Source organism: Klebsiella grimontii, assembly GCF_042137965.1.
GTDB classification, from domain to species: domain Bacteria; phylum Pseudomonadota; class Gammaproteobacteria; order Enterobacterales; family Enterobacteriaceae; genus Klebsiella; species Klebsiella grimontii.
Genome location: NZ_CP169721.1, coordinates 3,394,291 through 3,410,160 on the forward strand (window position 1 = coordinate 3,394,291; position 15,870 = coordinate 3,410,160).

Here is a 15,870-nt window from a genome sequence, read left to right on the forward strand (position 1 = left end):
CTATGGAATTATCCTCACTGACCGCCGTTTCCCCAGTCGACGGCCGCTACGGCGACAAAGTCAGCGCGCTGCGCGGTATCTTCAGCGAATTCGGTTTGCTGAAATTCCGCGTTCAGGTAGAAGTGCGTTGGTTGCAAAAACTGGCCGCGCACGCAGCGATCAAGGAAGTTCCTGCTTTTGCTGCCGACGCAAACGGTTACCTTGATAAAATCGTCGCTGATTTCAGCGTAGAAGATGCAGAGCGCATCAAAACCATCGAGCGCACCACCAACCACGACGTCAAAGCGGTTGAGTATTTCCTTAAGGAAAAAGTCGCCGATGTCGCTGAACTGCACGCGGTCTCCGAGTTTATCCACTTTGCCTGCACCTCCGAGGACATCAACAATCTGTCCCACGCGCTGATGCTGAAAACCGCTCGCGACGAAGTGATCCTGCCCTACTGGCGCAAGCTGATCGACGCGGTGAAAGACCTGGCGGTGCAATATCGCGATATCCCGCTGCTTTCCCGCACTCACGGCCAGCCGGCCACGCCGTCGACCATGGGGAAAGAGATGGCGAACGTCGCTTACCGTATGGAGCGCCAGTATCGTCAGCTGAATCAGATTGAAATCCTTGGCAAAATCAACGGCGCGGTGGGTAACTATAACGCCCACATCGCCGCCTACCCGGAAGTCGACTGGCACCAGTTCAGCGAAGAGTTCGTCACCTCGCTGGGTATCCAGTGGAACCCGTACACCACCCAGATTGAACCGCACGACTATATCGCCGAACTGTTCGACTGCGTCGCGCGCTTTAACACTATCCTGATTGATTTCGATCGTGACGTCTGGGGCTATATCGCGCTCAACCATTTCAAGCAGAAAACGATTGCCGGCGAAATCGGATCTTCCACCATGCCGCATAAAGTGAACCCGATCGACTTCGAGAACTCCGAAGGCAACCTCGGTCTGGCCAACGCGGTGATGCAGCATCTGGCGAGCAAACTGCCGGTTTCCCGCTGGCAGCGCGACCTGACCGACTCCACCGTCCTGCGTAACCTCGGCGTCGGCATCGGCTATGCGCTGATCGCGTATCAATCCACTCTGAAAGGCGTGAGCAAGCTGGAGCTGAATCAGGACCGTCTGCTGGATGAACTGGACCACAACTGGGAAGTACTGGCCGAGCCGATCCAGACCGTTATGCGCCGCTACGGCATCGAGAAGCCTTACGAGAAGCTGAAAGAGCTGACCCGCGGCAAGCGCGTGGACGCCGAAGGCATGCAGCAGTTCATCGACAGCCTGGCGCTGCCGGAAGCGGAAAAAGTTCGCCTGAAGGCCATGACGCCGGCCAACTATATCGGCCGCGCGACCACCATGGTTGACGAACTGAAGTAAACCTTTCCACCCTCTTTCCGCTCTGGGAAGAGGGTTTCCCTGCCCCCGCGATCGTTAAATCCAGACGTCGTTCACCGCGGTCCGATCTCCGCCCTCATGCCCGGTATTCAGGACGCCGCGCGGCTCGATCAGCATAAGTTTGGTTTCGGTTTCCGCCGAGGTTTTATGCTCAACGCCCCGAGGCACCACGATCATTTCGCCGGCCTGGAGCAACAGATGCTTATCGCGAAAATCCAGACGCAGCACGCCCTCCAGCACAATCAGGGTTTCATCCGTTTCCGGATGGCTATGCCAGATAAAGTCGCCGAAGATCCTGACCACCTTGAACTGATAATCACTCATTTCGGCCACCACCTTCGGCTGCCATTGCTCGGTAAAGAGAGTGAATTTCTGCGCAATATTAATCGATTGATACATGAGCTGACTCCTTGTGATAAAGGCTGTCAGCATAGATAACTCCCTACCGCAGAGATTGAACGATTGTGCAACTTGCGGCGCGTCAGGGGCGGACAAACTTCAGCCAGCGGCCGGGAGAGAGGCCAAAGCGGCTGATGAACTGGCGCGTCATATGGCTTTGGTCGGCAAAGCCCGCGTGGGCTGCGATATCTGCCAGATTATCCCCTGCCAGCATCCGCTGGCGGCAAAATTCGAGGCGCCTCATCATCACATAACGCCAGGGGCTGGCGCCAAACAGCGCCCTGAAATCGCGGCTCAGGCTCCAGCGGTCTCTGCCGCTGACGTTCGCCAGAGTGTCGAGGGTGATGTTCTGCGCAAAACAGGCGTGGATATACTCCCGGGCCCTTTCCGCAGCGGGGTAATCGAAGGCCCGGCGTCGAAAGCGCTGGCCACCGACGGCGGCCAGGGTCTGCGCCAGATCGTACAGCGCGTCCTCCTCCTCCAGAGGCGCGAAGTGGGCATTGACGTCTTTCAGCAACGGCAGCGCGGCGTGCAGCAAGCGCGGATCGCTGGATATTCCCCCGGGGATAAAGGGCAACGGCCTGCCGCCAAGGATCTTTTGAATCAGCGCGGGCTCAATGTACACCATCCGGTAGCGAAACCCCTCCTCGGTCCCTGCCTCGCCGTCATGGACCTCATCGGGGTGCAAAACCATCGTCCCACCGGGGAGGCTGTGCTGGAGGCCGCCGCGATAGTGAAAGCGCTGCACGCCGGAGAGCGTCTGGCCAATGGCGTAAGTATCATGCCGGTGAGGCTCATAACCGTGGCCGCCGAAAAAGGCTTCGATACGCTCAATATGCGCGGGCGACTGGGCCAGGCGGACCCAATCCGCACGTTTCTGTTGTGGCATGTGATTTACGCTCCCGCGCGCCATTAAAAACGACATCCGCTATTCCGCTATATTACACAAAAAATTAACATCGCCGCTCGTTCTCCGCTACCCTTCATCACCGTTATGGTTGGTCATCACGCCCCGAGTCATCAACCAGAACAGCAGCGCCAGCAGACTGACCGATGCCCCCAGCAGGCAAACGCCCTGCCATCCCGCGCGCGCATATACCGCGGTCGTACTAACCGCCCCCAAACCGCTGCCAAGCGCATAAAACAGCATATACAGACCGACCAGCCTGCTGTGCGCTTCGGGTCGGGTACGGAAAATCATGCTTTGATTAGTGACATGCAGCGCCTGACCGCCGAGATCCAGCAGCACAATGCCAGCCAACAGCGCCGCTGGCGACCATGCCATCAGCGATAATGGCCACCAGGCCACCAGCAACATGACCAGGGCCACGGCGCTGGTGCGCTGCCCGTATCCGCGATCGGCCCATTTACCGGCTCGCCCCGCCGCCAGGGCGCCGATAGCCCCCACCAGGCCCAGGGCGCCGATCTCCGTATGCGAAAAGCCGAAGGGCGGAGCGCTCAAGGGCAAAACCAGCGCGCTCCAGAAGATATTGAAGGCGGCAAACATCAGTAACGCCAGCACGCCGCGCACCTGAAGCACTTTTTCCTGACGCAGCAGAGTCAGCATCGATGCCAACAGGCGCGGGTAGCTCAGGGGGGTCGACGCTACCGCTAACACCGGCAGCCGACGCCACAGCGGCAGCGCAATGCCCAGCATCAGTAAAGCGGCAAAGATGTATACCCCGCGCCAGCCGAAGAGATCGCTTACGCCCCCTGAAAATACCCGCGCCAGCAGCAGCCCGATAAAGACTCCGCTCTGCGCGGCGCCCACCACGCGTCCCTGTTCATGGGGCGAAGCGGCGCTGGCGGCATAGGCGATCAACCCCTGGGTCATCGCGGTACCCAGCAGGCCAACGGCAAGCATGCCGCCCAACAGCATCACGGTGGTGGACGCCAGACTCACCGCCGTCAGCGCAGCGATCAACAGAAAAACCTGCGTCGCTATCAGGCGGCGGCGATTGACTCTGTCGCCCAGCGGTACCAGCAAGAGCAACGCCATCGCGCAGCCAATCTGAGTCGCCGCAATCACCCCGCCAATCGCGGCGTCACTGATGGCAAAATCTCGCGCCAGCGCGTCGAGCAGCGGTTGTGCGTAATAAACGTTCGCCACGCTCAACCCGCTGGCGAGAGCAAACAGCCACACCAGGCTACGCGGCATAACCGTTTCCGGGTCTATTAGCGATGGGGATAACATTGACGCTTTCATGATTCCAGCCTTAATAATCTAGTTTCAAAATAAAACCAGTTGTAGGCTAGAACAGGGAGTTTTAAAATGCAACTAGTTTACCCGACCGTTTGGAGAGCCCATGCCTGCGCGTGAAAAAATGAAAAACGAAACCTGCCCCGTCGCCCGAAGCGTGGATATTATCGGCGATCGCTGGTCCTTGTTGATTGTGCGCGACGCCTTCGATGGTATGCGCCGCTTTAGCGATTTCCAGCGAAGCCTCGGTATGGCGCGTAATATTCTCTCTGACCGTCTGCACAAACTGGTAAATTCAGGTATCCTCACGACGCAAGCCGCCTCGGACGGCACGGCTTATCAGGAATACGTACTGACGGCAAAGGGGGAGCGTTTGTTCCCTGTGGTGGTTGCGCTACGCCAGTGGGGAGAGCAGCATCTGTTTGCCCCTGACGAACCCCATTCCGTCCTGATCGATAAACGTACGCTGCGCCCGGTTCCCATGATGTCGCCCGCGGCCGAAGACGGACTCGTCCTGACGCCTCACGAGACTGAGGTACAAAAAATCAAATAAAATTCTTTATTTAACAGCTGTTTATGTTAAAGGTGTATAATAAGCGCTAAACTATTCAAATCATAAATAAAATGGAGAACGGGCATGCGCGTACTCGTGGTTGAGGATAACGCTCTCCTGCGCCATCACCTGAAAGTTCAGCTGCAGGAGCTGGGACATCAGGTCGATGCGGCGGAAGACGCAAAGGAAGCGGATTACTATCTGGGTGAACATGTTCCGGACATCGCCATCGTCGACCTTGGCCTGCCGGATGAAGACGGCCTTTCGCTGATTCGTCGCTGGCGCAGCCACGACGTGTCGGTGCCGGTGCTGGTGCTGACTGCGCGCGAAGGCTGGCAGGATAAAGTCGAGGTGCTGAGCGCCGGCGCGGATGATTACGTCACTAAGCCGTTCCATATCGAAGAGGTCGCGGCCCGCATGCAGGCGCTGCTGCGGCGTAACAGCGGCCTGGCGTCACAGGTCATCTCCATACCGCCTTTCCAGGTGGATTTATCGCGTCGCGAGCTGTCGGTCAACGACCAGCCCATCAAGCTGACGGCATTTGAATACACCATTATGGAAACCCTGATCCGCAACCGGGGCAAAGTGGTCAGCAAAGATTCGCTGATGCTGCAGCTCTATCCCGACGCCGAGCTGCGCGAAAGCCATACTATCGATGTGCTGATGGGACGACTGCGCAAAAAAATACAGGCTGAGTATCCGCAGGATGTGATTACCACCGTGCGCGGCCAGGGCTATCTGTTCGAACTGCGCGGATGAAAGGGCTACTGCGGCATATTCTGCCGCTGTCGTTGCGCGTCCGCTTTCTGCTGGCAACGGCCGCCGTGGTGCTGGTGCTATCGCTTTCCTATGGCATGGTCGCGCTGGTGGGATATAGCGTTAGCTTCGATAAAACCACCTTCCGCCTGCTGCGCGGCGAGAGCAACCTGTTCTATATGCTGGCGAAGTGGGAAAACAACACCATCGAAGTTGATATTCCCGATAACCTCAATATGCAGAGCCCCACGGTAACGCTGATTTACGACGCTCACGGCCAGCTGTTGTGGGCGCAGCGCGATGTTCCGTGGCTCGTCAAGCGTATTCAACCTGACTGGCTCAAAAATAACGGCTTTCATGAGATTGAGGCCGACGTAGACAGCAGCAGTATGCTGCAGCACAACAATCATGAGATTCAGCAACAGCTGGACGCCATCCGGGAAGAGGACGACGGCTCCGAGATGACCCACTCGGTGGCGATCAACATCTATCCGGCCACCAGCACCATGCCGCAGCTCAGTATCGTGGTTGTCGACACCATTCCGGTGGAGCTGAAGCGCTCCTATATGGTGTGGAGCTGGTTTATTTACGTCCTGGCAGCCAACCTGCTGCTGGTGATCCCGCTATTGTGGGTCGCGGCGTGGTGGAGCCTGCGCCCTATCGAATCGCTGGCCAAAGAGGTGCGCGAACTGGAGGAGCATCACCGCGAGATGCTCAACCCGAACACCACCCGGGAGCTTACGCGGCTGGTCAGCAATCTCAACCGCCTGCTGAAAAGCGAACGCGAACGCTATGATAAATACCGCACGACGCTGACCGACCTCACCCACAGCCTGAAAACCCCTCTCGCGGTGATGCAGAGCACGCTGCGTTCCATGCGCGGCGAGAAGCTGAGCGTCAACGAAGCAGAACCGGTGATGCTGGAGCAGATTAGCCGCATCTCGCAGCAGATTGGCTACTATCTGCATCGCGCCAGCATGCGCAGCGGCGGTTCGCTGCTCAGCCGCGAACTGCACCCCATCGCTCCGCTGCTCGACAGCCTGACCTCGGCGCTGAACAAAGTCTATCAGCGCAAAGGCGTGAACATTACCCTGGATATCTCGCCGGAAATTAGCTTTGTCGGCGAAAAGAACGATTTTATGGAAGTCATGGGCAACGTTCTCGATAACGCCTGCAAATATTGCCTGGAGTTTGTGGAAGTCTCCGTTCGTCAGACCAACGACAATCATCTGCATATTCTGGTTGAAGATGATGGCCCGGGGATCCCGGCAACGATGCGCAGCGCGGTGTTCGATCGCGGCCAGCGCGCCGATACGCTGCGCCCCGGGCAGGGCGTGGGCCTCTCGGTTGCCCGCGATATCGTTGCCCAGTACGACGGCCGTATCCTGGCCGAGGACAGCCTTCTCGGCGGCGCCTGCATGGAAGTGATTTTTGGCCGTCAGACCCTCGAAGATAAAGAGAGCTAAAACAGTCGGTTTTTTAACGGCGCCTGCATCATGCTGGTGCCGCATCCGTTATAATCCCTATCAGACACCTGCTGTGGAATATAAATATGGATTATCAATTAACGCTTAACTGGCCCGACTTTATCGAACGCTACTGGCAAAAACGCCCTGTAGTGCTAAAACGGGGCTTTGCTAATTTCGTCGATCCGTTAAGCCCGGACGAGCTGGCCGGACTGGCGATGGAGAGCGAAGTCGATAGCCGCCTGGTCAGTCATCAGGACGGTAAATGGCAGGTTAGCCACGGCCCCTTCGAGAGCTACGATCACCTGAGCGAGAATAACTGGTCGCTGCTGGTACAGGCGGTTAATAACTGGCACCAGCCAACGGCGGCGCTGATGCATCCGTTCCGCGCTCTGCCCGACTGGCGCATCGACGATCTGATGATCTCGTTTTCCGTCCCGGGCGGCGGCGTCGGTCCGCATCTCGACCAGTACGATGTGTTCATCATTCAGGGGACCGGCCGCCGCCGCTGGCGCGTGGGCGAAAAAGTGCCGATGAAACAGCACTGTCCGCATCCTGACCTGCTGCAGGTCGATCCGTTTGAAGCCATTATTGATGAAGAGATGGAGCCGGGCGATATTCTGTATATTCCGCCGGGATTCCCGCATGAAGGCTACTCGCTGGAAAATTCGCTTAACTATTCGGTCGGCTATCGCGCGCCAAATGCCCGTGAGCTGTTCAGCGGCTTTGCCGATTACGTTTTGCAGCGCGAACTGGGCAGCCAGCGCTACGCCGATCCGGACGTACCGTCTCGCGACCATCCTGCCGACATTTTGCCGGTTGAACTGGATCGTCTGCGCGAGATGATGCTGGGGCTGATTAACCAGCCGGAGCACTTTAAGCAGTGGTTTGGCGAGTTTATCACCCAGTCCCGCCACGAACTGGATGTCGCGCCGCCGGAGCCGCCATATCAGCCGGATGAAATTTACGATGCGCTGCAGCAGGGGGACAAGCTGTCGCGGCTCGGCGGTCTGCGCGTGCTGCGGATTGATGGCGAGGTATTCGTCAACGGCGAGAAAATCAACTCACCGCACCGCCCGGCGCTGGATGCCCTGGCGACTCATCTGACGCTAAACGCAGAGCATCTCGGCGATGCGCTGGAAGATCCCTCCTTCCTCGCCCTGCTGGCCGCGCTAGTCAACAGCGGCTACTGGTTCTTTGAGGACTGAGCCATCTGTTTGCCCGGTGGCGGCTGGCGCCTCACCGGGCCTATGGGATGGCATTCTACATTTGCCTACCGCACCGTCAGTTTCACCACCTCACCGGGCCGTAGCTTATAGAACCTTTATGCGCCGCGTTTCGCCGTCAGCTCGGCAATGCGTACAATCACCTGCACCGCCTTCTCCATGCCTTCAAGCGTCACAAACTCATGCTTCCCGTGGCAGTTATAGCCGCCGGTAAACAGGTTCGGGCACGGCAGGCCCATAAACGAGAGCTGCGCGCCGTCGGTACCGCCGCGAATCGGCTTTAACTGCGGTTCAATATCGCAATCCACCATCGCCTGGCGGGCGATATCGACCACGTGCGGGTGCGCCATCACCTTCTCATGCATATTGTAATAGCTGTCCTCAATGACCAGCTCGATATAGCAATCCGGATGAAGCCCCTTGCCGACCTTTTTGGCGATCTCCATCATCTTGCGCTTGCGGGCCTCAAACTGCTTCCGGTCAAAATCGCGGATGATGTAGTGCATATCTGCCCGATCGACGGTGCCTTTGATGCTGGCCAGATGGTAGAAACCCTCGTAGCCTTCGGTGGTCTCGGGCGCTTCGTCCGCTGGCACCTCGGCATGAATGCGCGCCGCCAGCGATAGGGCGTTCACCATCACCCCTTTCGCCGTGCCGGGATGAACGTTATTACCCACGATCTTAATCGTCACCGAGGCGGCGTTAAAGTTCTCGAACTCCAGTTCACCCACGCCGCCGCCGTCGACGGTGTAAGCCCAGCGCGCATCGAATGCCGCGACATCAAAATGCTTCGCCCCTTTACCCACCTCTTCATCCGGCGTAAAGGCGACGCGGATATCGCCGTGGGGAATATTCTTCGCTTTTAGCGTCGCCAGCGCGGTCATGATCTCCGCGATGCCCGCTTTGTCATCCGCGCCGAGCAGCGTTTTGCCATCGGTGGTAATCAGCGTCTGCCCGAGCAGCTGGTGCAGTACCGGGAACATCACCGGGGAGAGAACCTCGTCGCCAATACCGAGAGCGATATCACCGCCGCGGTAGTTTTCGACGATCTGCGGATTAACATTCTTACCGCTGAAGTCAGGCGACGTATCGACATGGGAAATAAAACCAACGGCCGGAATATCACCCTCAACGTTAGCCGGCAGGGTGCCCATGACCGTCCCTTTCTCACTCAGCGTCACGTTCACCAGTCCCATTTCTTGCAGCTGCGCCTGAAGCAGACGTAACAGCTTCCACTGACCTTCCGTACTCGGTACCTGACGCACGCCAGGCTTCGACTGCGTGTCTAAAGAAACGTACTGCAAAAAACGCTCAAGCAATTTATCCATGTAGCCACCCTCTTCTTTTGTGACAACATTATTGATAAGCCGGAAAAGACAAATATTGCGTCAGGTCATTTTTAGCCCGGCAAATGAGAATTTAATCCATTTCGCACGATAATGTTGTAAAGGTAGCTCATCATGGCGCATCAATCATTGGCGATTACAATCGTTTGCCGTAGAATGCTCGGCCTTATTATTTTATGTGTCAAACCAAAGGTGGTTAACCACAGACCCCGCATCGGTAAGCTTTCCGCTGCGCCTACATGGGACAGAGTCAAAAATTGAATACACAACCGCGTTCGCGTTCTCCGCTGGTTCAGCTGGCGGGAATTCGCAAAAGCTTTGATGGTAAAACGGTAATATCCGACCTCAATCTGACCATCAACAACGGTGAGTTTCTCACCCTGCTTGGCCCCTCCGGCTGCGGTAAAACAACCGTTCTTCGTCTTATCGCCGGCCTGGAAAGCGTCGATAGCGGCCGAATCCATCTCGAAGATCACGATATCACCCATATCCCGGCGGAAAACCGCCACGTTAACACCGTCTTTCAAAGCTATGCGCTGTTTCCGCACATGACGGTGTTTGAAAACGTCGCCTTTGGCCTGCGTATGCAGAAAACCCCGGCCGCGGAAATTACCCCCCGCGTCCACGACGCCCTGCGTATGGTGCAGCTTGACGCGTTTGCCCAGCGTAAACCGCATCAGCTCTCCGGCGGCCAGCAGCAGCGCGTCGCCATCGCCCGCGCGGTAGTCAACAAACCGCGCCTGCTGCTGCTTGATGAATCTCTCTCCGCACTTGATTATAAACTGCGCAAGCAGATGCAGAATGAGCTGAAGGCGCTTCAGCGTAAGCTCGGCATCACCTTCGTCTTCGTGACCCACGATCAGGAGGAGGCGCTGACCATGTCCGACCGCATCGTGGTCATGCGCGAGGGTAAAATTGAGCAGGACGGCACGCCGCGCGAGATCTACGAAGAGCCAAAAAACCTGTTTGTCGCCAGCTTTATCGGCGAAATCAACATCTTCGATGCCACAGTCATCGAGCGGATCGACGAGCAGCGGGTGCGCGCCAGCGTCGAAGGCCGCGAATGCAATATTTACGTCAGCTTCGCCGTTGAAAAAGGCCAGCGGCTTAACGTTCTGCTGCGTCCGGAAGATCTGCGCGTGGATGAGATCCACCACAGTAACGATGCCGATGGCTTGATAGGCTATATCCGCGAACGCAACTATAAAGGCATGACGCTGGAATCGGTGGTTGAACTGGAAAACGGCAAAATGGTCATGGTCAGCGAATTCTTTAATGAAGACGATCCTGATTTTGACCACTCTCTCGACCAGAAAATGGCCATTAACTGGGTAGAAAGCTGGGAGGTTGTGCTGGCCGATGAAGAACACAAGTAAATTCCAGAATGTGGTGATCGCCACCATCGTGGGCTGGCTTGTGCTGTTCGTCTTTTTGCCCAACCTGATGATCATCGCTACCAGCTTCCTGACCCGCGACGATACCAACTTCGTTAAGCTGGTCTTTACGCTGGATAACTACGCGCGCCTGCTCGACCCGCTCTACTACGACGTGCTGTTGCATTCGTTGAATATGGCGCTGCTGGCGACGCTGGCCTGCCTGGCGCTCGGCTACCCTTTCGCCTGGTTCCTGGCAAGGCTGCCGGAAAAGGTGCGCCCGCTGATGCTGTTTCTGCTGATCGTGCCGTTCTGGACCAACTCGCTGATTCGTATCTACGGGCTGAAGATTTTCCTCAGCACCAAGGGCTACCTCAACGAATTTTTGCTGTGGCTGGGGGTCATCGATACGCCGCTGCGCATTATGTACACCCCCTCGGCGGTCATTATCGGCCTGGTCTATATTCTGCTGCCGTTTATGGTGATGCCGCTCTACTCCAGCATCGAGAAGCTCGACCGCCCGCTGCTGGAAGCGGCGAGAGATCTTGGCGCCAGTAAGCTGCAAACCTTTATCCGCATCATCATTCCACTGACCATGCCGGGCATTATCGCCGGCTGCCTGCTGGTGATGCTTCCGGCGATGGGGCTGTTCTACGTTTCCGACCTGATGGGCGGCGCGAAGAACCTGCTGATCGGCAACGTGATAAAGAGCCAGTTCCTCAACATTCGCGACTGGCCGTTCGGCGCGGCGACCAGCATCACGCTGACGCTGGTGATGGGCCTGATGCTGCTGATTTACTGGCGCGCGGCGCGCTTACTGAATAAAAAGGTGGAGCTGGAATGATTGGTCGACTGCTGCGCGGCGGCTTTATGACCGCCATTTACGCGTATCTCTACATCCCCATTATTATTCTGATCGTGAATTCGTTTAACAGTTCGCGCTTTGGCATCAACTGGCAGGGTTTCACCACCAACTGGTATAGCCTGCTGATGAATAACGACAGCCTGCTGCAGGCGGCGCAGCACTCGCTGACCATGGCGGTGCTGTCGGCCACCTTCGCCACCCTTATCGGCTCGTTGACCGCCGTAGCGCTTTACCGCTATCGCTTTCGCGGCAAGCCATTCGTCAGCGGGATGCTGTTCGTGGTGATGATGTCGCCGGATATCGTGATGGCGATTTCTCTGCTGGTGCTGTTTATGCTGATCGGCATTCAGCTGGGATTCTGGTCGCTGCTTTTTTCGCATATCACTTTTTGCCTCCCCTTCGTGGTGGTCACGGTGTTTTCGCGCCTGAAAGGCTTCGATGTACGCATGCTGGAAGCCGCAAAAGATCTCGGCGCCAGCGAACTGACCATTCTGCGAAAAATCATTTTGCCGCTGGCGCTGCCCGCGGTGGCCGCGGGGTGGCTGCTGAGCTTTACCCTGTCGATGGATGATGTGGTGGTTTCTTCGTTCGTCACCGGGCCGGGTTATGAGATCTTGCCACTGAAGATTTATTCGATGGTTAAAGTGGGGGTATCGCCAGAGGTTAACGCGCTGGCGACCATTCTGTTGGTTCTGTCGCTGGTGATGGTTATTGCCAGCCAGTTAATTGCACGTGATAAAACTCAGGGGACGTTAAAATGAAAAAATGGTCACGCCACCTGCTCGCTGCGGGCGCTCTGGCAGTCGGGATGAGCGCCGCGCATGCGGACGATAGCAAAACGCTCTATTTCTACAACTGGACCGAGTATGTCCCGCCGGGACTGCTGGAGCAGTTCACCAAAGAGACCGGCATCAAGGTTATCTATTCGACCTACGAATCGAATGAAACCATGTACGCCAAGCTCAAAACCTATAAAGACGGCGCCTACGACCTGGTGGTGCCGTCCACCTACTTCGTCGACAAAATGCGCAAAGAGGGCATGCTGCAGAAGATCGATAAGAGCAAGCTGAGCAACTTCGGCAACCTCGATCCTGAAATGCTCAACAAACCCTTCGACCCGAACAACGACTACTCGATTCCGTACATCTGGGGCGCGACGGCCATTGGCATCAACAGCGACGAGATCGATCCCAAAACCGTCACCAGCTGGGCGGATCTGTGGAAGCCAGAGTATAAGAGCAGCCTGCTGCTCACCGACGACGCGCGCGAAGTGTTCCAGGTAGCGCTGCGTAAGCTGGGTTACTCCGGCAATACCACCGATCCCAAAGAGATCGAGGCGGCCTATAACGAGCTGAAAAAGCTAATGCCGAACGTGGCGGCGTTCAACTCGGATAACCCGGCGAACCCGTATATGGAAGGCGAAGTAAACCTCGGCATGGTATGGAACGGCTCCGCGTGGGTCGCGCGTCAGGCCGGTACGCCGCTGGAAGTGGTGTGGCCGAAAGAAGGCGGCATCTTCTGGATGGATAGCCTGTCGATTCCGGCAAACGCCAAAAACGTCGACGGCGCGCTGAAGCTGATCAACTTCCTGCTGCGCCCGGAAATCGCCAAACAGGTAGCGGAAACCATCGGCTACCCGACGCCAAACCTGGCCGCGCGTAAGATGCTGAGCCCGGAAGTCGCCAATGATAAATCGCTCTACCCGGACGCCGCAACGATTCAGAAAGGCGAATGGCAGAACGATGTCGGCAGCGCCAGCACCCTGTATGAAGAGTATTATCAGAAACTGAAAGCGGGTCGTTAATTTCGCCATACTGCCGGGCTTCGGCCCGGCAGTATGCGCTTATCCCGGTAGGCGTTATTGGCGCACGAACAACGCACAGAAACCGGACGTACACGCAGCACGTGAGGATTGTCTCGCTACGCTCGCCCTCCGGGCCGCCCTGAAGGGCGTTCAAAGTACTTCCGTATTGTGTCAAGCACTGCCCAGGTCCAAAATGGCCAGTGAAAGAGTCCTGATGGGATAGGCTCTAAGATGTGTTACAAGGGTTAGTTATCCTGTTGTTCTGTCTTTCAATCTGTCACCAGGCTTTCGCCAGCCTGGGTGAGAGCGAATTACGGCGGCGGCTTTTTTACGACCCGCCAGAGGCCTACTCTTTGCGCTTTCCCTTACGTTTATTTGCGGCGTCGGTGACATAGTTCAGCTGCTTCCAGAGCGCTGCTATCGTAATAAGCGTACCGAACGCGGCGATATCGCCCTGTGCGCTCTGGCCGACCAACAGCAGATAGAGCAGATGAAACAAACATGAAGCGGCGGATCCGATACCGAGAAAAAAACAAATAATAAACAGGATATTTCGGCTATCGGAAAGACGGGGCAGGCAATACTGACTCCACAGCCCAATCCCAACTGCGGCAATAAAAATAATGAAAGATATCACTAACGGGCTATCCATAGCCGCTCCTGTTTTCCATTGCGATTTATCAAAGACGTGGCGTCGACCTGGCGACCTCATGCAGCAATTTTTCCACAAACCTCGGTACTTCTTCGCTTGCCAGGCCATAGTGCTTTTCAGCAAATTCGCTGCCCACCTGGCTTGGTTCGAGGTTTAGCTCAACCGTATGGGCGCCCTGCAGCCGCGCTTCGTGGACAAAGCCGGCCGCCGGATAAACGTGCCCGGAAGTGCCGATGGCGATAAAGATATCGCACTCGGCCAGCGCCAGGTAGATTTCATCCATATCCAGCGGCATCTCGCCGAACCACACCACGTGCGGGCGCAGCGGCGCGGGAAACTGGCAGCAGTGGCATTTATCCTCCGTGGTCACATCGCCGGTCCACTCCAGCACCTGCCCACTCCACGAGCAACGCACCTTCAGCAGTTCGCCGTGCATGTGTATTATCCGCCGGTTACCCGCGCGTTCGTGTAGATTATCGATATTCTGGGTCACCAGCAGGAAATGGTCGCCCAGCGCCTCTTCCAGCCGCGCCAGCGCCTGATGCGCCGCATTGGGCGCAATGTCAGGGCTTTGCAGCTGGCGGCGGCGGTCGTTGTAAAACGCCTGTACCAGCGCCGGGTCGCGGGCGAAACCTTCCGGCGTCGCCACGTCTTCCACCCGATGCTCTTCCCACAGACCATCTGCGGCGCGGAAGGTTTTAATTCCCGACTCCGCCGAAATGCCCGCGCCGGTTAGCACCACGACTCTTGGTTTTTCCATCGTTTCAGGTGTCTCCTTATCTTCGCCGAAGAAAATCCGCTGGCGCAAACGGTCTCGTAACCGGCGCTTGTTGCGGCGAAATCGGCTTAATCGGTGTAAGCGGCGCGACTGCATAGCTACCTCTGTCGTTATTGAGTCAGATGAAGGAAGGCCGCACCGCGCATACCTCCGGCATCGCCATGACGCGCGCGCTCAATACGCGGCACGCTGGCAACGGGAAGCAGATGTCGCGGCAGGCGCTGCGCCAGCCCTTCGGTTATTGCAGTAAAGTTAGACAATCCTCCGCCAAGCACCAGCAGATCGGGGTCGACAATCGTTAAAATATTGCCCAGACACACCGCCAGCAGATCGAGATAGCGCTCAACGTGCTCGCGCGCCTTCGCGTCTCCCTGTTGCCAGAGCGCGACGATCTCGGGTGAGGTTAAGGATTGTTGATAAAAGTGTTGGTATAACCAGGCGAAACCGCGCCCGGAAAGATAGTTTTCAATACAGCCCAGCTGACCGCAGCCGCAGCGGGTCAGAGGAAAATCACGCCCTACCACTTCCAGCGCATCCACCGGCAGGCGGATATGGCCGAATTCGCCGGTAATATAGCGATGCCCGGTAATCGATTTACCGTTAAGCACCAGACCGCCGCCAACCCCGGTGCCGAGGATCAGCCCCATCACCAGCGGATATTGCGTAAATTCATCGTCCCACGCTTCGGAGAGGGCAAAACAGTTGGCGTCGTTATCAAGGCGCACGTCGCGCCCCAGACGCTCGCTCAGATCGGCCCGCAGCCGTCTGCCGCTGGCGGCGGGAACGTTGGCGGCGTACAGCGTGCCGTCTTCAGTTTCCGGCATGCCCGGAATACCAATGCCCACCGAGCCCTGGCAACCAAAGCGCTGGTCAGCTTCCTGTACCAGCGCTTCTACCGCCTGCAAAAATGCTTCGTAGCTCTCTTTCGGCGTGGCGACGCGTTTTTCCCACTGCAGCCGCCGCGCTTTATCAAATATGCCCAGCGCTATCTTGCTGCCGCCAATGTCAAATCCATAGTACATTTCAGCAATTCCTCTTTACTGGTCAGCAAAGCCGACCAT

General features: G+C 57.1%; 16 protein-coding genes. 9 read left to right on the forward strand and 7 right to left on the reverse strand.

The window, feature by feature from the left end; all coding sequences use genetic code 11:
- The first annotated feature begins 2 nt into the window (after positions 1-2).
- Positions 3-1,373, forward strand: a complete 1,371-nt coding sequence (gene purB, locus ACE3MN_RS16050; protein ID WP_004131470.1) for an adenylosuccinate lyase — start codon at positions 3-5, stop codon at positions 1,371-1,373.
- 54 nt (positions 1,374-1,427) lie between these two features.
- Here the strand turns inward: purB and ACE3MN_RS16055 are convergent, their stop codons facing one another.
- The 3 genes from ACE3MN_RS16055 to ACE3MN_RS16065 form a co-directional block, all read right to left on the reverse strand.
- Positions 1,428-1,790, reverse strand: a complete 363-nt coding sequence (locus ACE3MN_RS16055) for a cupin domain-containing protein (RefSeq protein WP_102650269.1) — start codon at positions 1,788-1,790, stop codon at positions 1,428-1,430.
- Between the two features lie 82 nt (positions 1,791-1,872).
- Complete coding sequence (locus tag ACE3MN_RS16060; protein WP_049130909.1) at positions 1,873-2,679, reverse strand: AraC family transcriptional regulator; 807 nt, start codon at positions 2,677-2,679, stop codon at positions 1,873-1,875.
- 87 nt (positions 2,680-2,766) lie between these two features.
- Positions 2,767-3,996 (reverse strand): MFS transporter, encoded by a 1,230-nt coding sequence (locus tag ACE3MN_RS16065; RefSeq protein WP_064411136.1) that lies wholly within the window; start codon positions 3,994-3,996, stop codon positions 2,767-2,769.
- Positions 3,997-4,096: 100 nt separating this feature from the next.
- Here ACE3MN_RS16065 and ACE3MN_RS16070 point away from each other — a divergent pair, with 100 nt between their 5' ends.
- The 4 genes from ACE3MN_RS16070 to ACE3MN_RS16085 all read left to right on the forward strand — a co-directional run bounded on the left by ACE3MN_RS16070 (position 4,097) and on the right by ACE3MN_RS16085 (position 7,973).
- Complete coding sequence (locus ACE3MN_RS16070; RefSeq protein ID WP_004138352.1) at positions 4,097-4,543, forward strand: winged helix-turn-helix transcriptional regulator; 447 nt, start codon at positions 4,097-4,099, stop codon at positions 4,541-4,543.
- Between the two features lie 84 nt (positions 4,544-4,627).
- Positions 4,628-5,302 carry a two-component system response regulator PhoP gene (gene phoP / locus ACE3MN_RS16075; RefSeq protein ID WP_004101181.1) on the forward strand — a complete coding sequence of 225 codons (675 nt, stop codon included), beginning with the start codon at positions 4,628-4,630 and terminating at the stop codon, positions 5,300-5,302.
- Positions 5,299-6,765, forward strand: a complete 1,467-nt coding sequence (gene phoQ / locus ACE3MN_RS16080) for a two-component system sensor histidine kinase PhoQ (RefSeq protein WP_024359527.1) — start codon at positions 5,299-5,301, stop codon at positions 6,763-6,765. The genes phoP and phoQ overlap by 4 nt, the downstream gene beginning before the upstream one ends.
- Positions 6,766-6,851: 86 nt before the next feature.
- Positions 6,852-7,973 (forward strand): cupin domain-containing protein, encoded by a 1,122-nt coding sequence (locus tag ACE3MN_RS16085; protein WP_004131462.1) that lies wholly within the window; start codon positions 6,852-6,854, stop codon positions 7,971-7,973.
- A 116-nt stretch (positions 7,974-8,089) separates the two neighbouring features.
- On the opposite strand, the gene pepT is transcribed toward ACE3MN_RS16085, so the two are convergent.
- Entirely contained in the window at positions 8,090-9,319 is a 1,230-nt protein-coding gene (gene pepT, locus ACE3MN_RS16090; protein WP_102650270.1) for a peptidase T, read from the reverse strand.
- A gap of 257 nt (positions 9,320-9,576) precedes the next feature.
- Between pepT and potA the strand changes: the two genes are divergently transcribed.
- From potA to potD, 4 genes are read left to right on the forward strand one after another with little or no spacing between them, the layout of a single operon-like run.
- Positions 9,577-10,713, forward strand: coding sequence for a spermidine/putrescine ABC transporter ATP-binding protein PotA (gene potA, locus ACE3MN_RS16095; protein WP_004138358.1), 1,137 nt, complete (start codon positions 9,577-9,579; stop codon positions 10,711-10,713).
- On the forward strand, positions 10,697-11,554 hold the full coding sequence (gene potB / locus ACE3MN_RS16100; protein WP_004131456.1) for a spermidine/putrescine ABC transporter permease PotB: 858 nt from the start codon (positions 10,697-10,699) through the stop codon (positions 11,552-11,554). The genes potA and potB overlap by 17 nt, the downstream gene beginning before the upstream one ends.
- Positions 11,551-12,336, forward strand: a complete 786-nt coding sequence (potC, locus tag ACE3MN_RS16105) for a spermidine/putrescine ABC transporter permease PotC (RefSeq protein ID WP_004138360.1) — start codon at positions 11,551-11,553, stop codon at positions 12,334-12,336. The genes potB and potC overlap by 4 nt, the downstream gene beginning before the upstream one ends.
- Entirely contained in the window at positions 12,333-13,379 is a 1,047-nt protein-coding gene (gene potD / locus ACE3MN_RS16110; protein ID WP_024359528.1) for a spermidine/putrescine ABC transporter substrate-binding protein PotD, read from the forward strand. The genes potC and potD overlap by 4 nt, the downstream gene beginning before the upstream one ends.
- Positions 13,380-13,725: 346 nt before the next feature.
- On the opposite strand, the gene ACE3MN_RS16115 is transcribed toward potD, so the two are convergent.
- From ACE3MN_RS16115 to nagK, 3 genes are read right to left on the reverse strand one after another with little or no spacing between them, the layout of a single operon-like run.
- Positions 13,726-14,031, reverse strand: coding sequence for a hypothetical protein (locus tag ACE3MN_RS16115; protein ID WP_102650272.1), 306 nt, complete (start codon positions 14,029-14,031; stop codon positions 13,726-13,728).
- Positions 14,032-14,059: 28 nt separating this feature from the next.
- Entirely contained in the window at positions 14,060-14,905 is an 846-nt protein-coding gene (cobB, locus tag ACE3MN_RS16120) for a Sir2 family NAD+-dependent deacetylase (protein ID WP_024359530.1), read from the reverse strand.
- A 14-nt stretch (positions 14,906-14,919) separates the two neighbouring features.
- On the reverse strand, positions 14,920-15,831 hold the full coding sequence (gene nagK, locus ACE3MN_RS16125) for an N-acetylglucosamine kinase (RefSeq protein ID WP_024359531.1): 912 nt from the start codon (positions 15,829-15,831) through the stop codon (positions 14,920-14,922).
- Positions 15,832-15,870 lie beyond the last annotated feature (39 nt).

Coding starts and splice junctions, on each gene's coding strand:
- potB (WP_004131456.1), top strand. CDS start 10,697: ATGAAGAACACAAGTAAATTCCAGAATGTGGTGATCGCCACCATCGTG.
- nagK (WP_024359531.1), bottom strand. CDS start 15,831: ATGTACTATGGATTTGACATTGGCGGCAGCAAGATAGCGCTGGGCATA.
- cobB (WP_024359530.1), bottom strand. CDS start 14,905: ATGCAGTCGCGCCGCTTACACCGATTAAGCCGATTTCGCCGCAACAAG.
- phoQ (WP_024359527.1), top strand. CDS start 5,299: ATGAAAGGGCTACTGCGGCATATTCTGCCGCTGTCGTTGCGCGTCCGC.
- ACE3MN_RS16055 (WP_102650269.1), bottom strand. CDS start 1,790: ATGTATCAATCGATTAATATTGCGCAGAAATTCACTCTCTTTACCGAG.
- ACE3MN_RS16060 (WP_049130909.1), bottom strand. CDS start 2,679: ATGCCACAACAGAAACGTGCGGATTGGGTCCGCCTGGCCCAGTCGCCC.
- potC (WP_004138360.1), top strand. CDS start 11,551: ATGATTGGTCGACTGCTGCGCGGCGGCTTTATGACCGCCATTTACGCG.
- potD (WP_024359528.1), top strand. CDS start 12,333: ATGAAAAAATGGTCACGCCACCTGCTCGCTGCGGGCGCTCTGGCAGTC.
- ACE3MN_RS16065 (WP_064411136.1), bottom strand. CDS start 3,996: ATGAAAGCGTCAATGTTATCCCCATCGCTAATAGACCCGGAAACGGTT.
- pepT (WP_102650270.1), bottom strand. CDS start 9,319: ATGGATAAATTGCTTGAGCGTTTTTTGCAGTACGTTTCTTTAGACACG.
- purB (WP_004131470.1), top strand. CDS start 3: ATGGAATTATCCTCACTGACCGCCGTTTCCCCAGTCGACGGCCGCTAC.
- ACE3MN_RS16070 (WP_004138352.1), top strand. CDS start 4,097: ATGCCTGCGCGTGAAAAAATGAAAAACGAAACCTGCCCCGTCGCCCGA.
- ACE3MN_RS16115 (WP_102650272.1), bottom strand. CDS start 14,031: ATGGATAGCCCGTTAGTGATATCTTTCATTATTTTTATTGCCGCAGTT.
- phoP (WP_004101181.1), top strand. CDS start 4,628: ATGCGCGTACTCGTGGTTGAGGATAACGCTCTCCTGCGCCATCACCTG.
- ACE3MN_RS16085 (WP_004131462.1), top strand. CDS start 6,852: ATGGATTATCAATTAACGCTTAACTGGCCCGACTTTATCGAACGCTAC.
- potA (WP_004138358.1), top strand. CDS start 9,577: ATGGGACAGAGTCAAAAATTGAATACACAACCGCGTTCGCGTTCTCCG.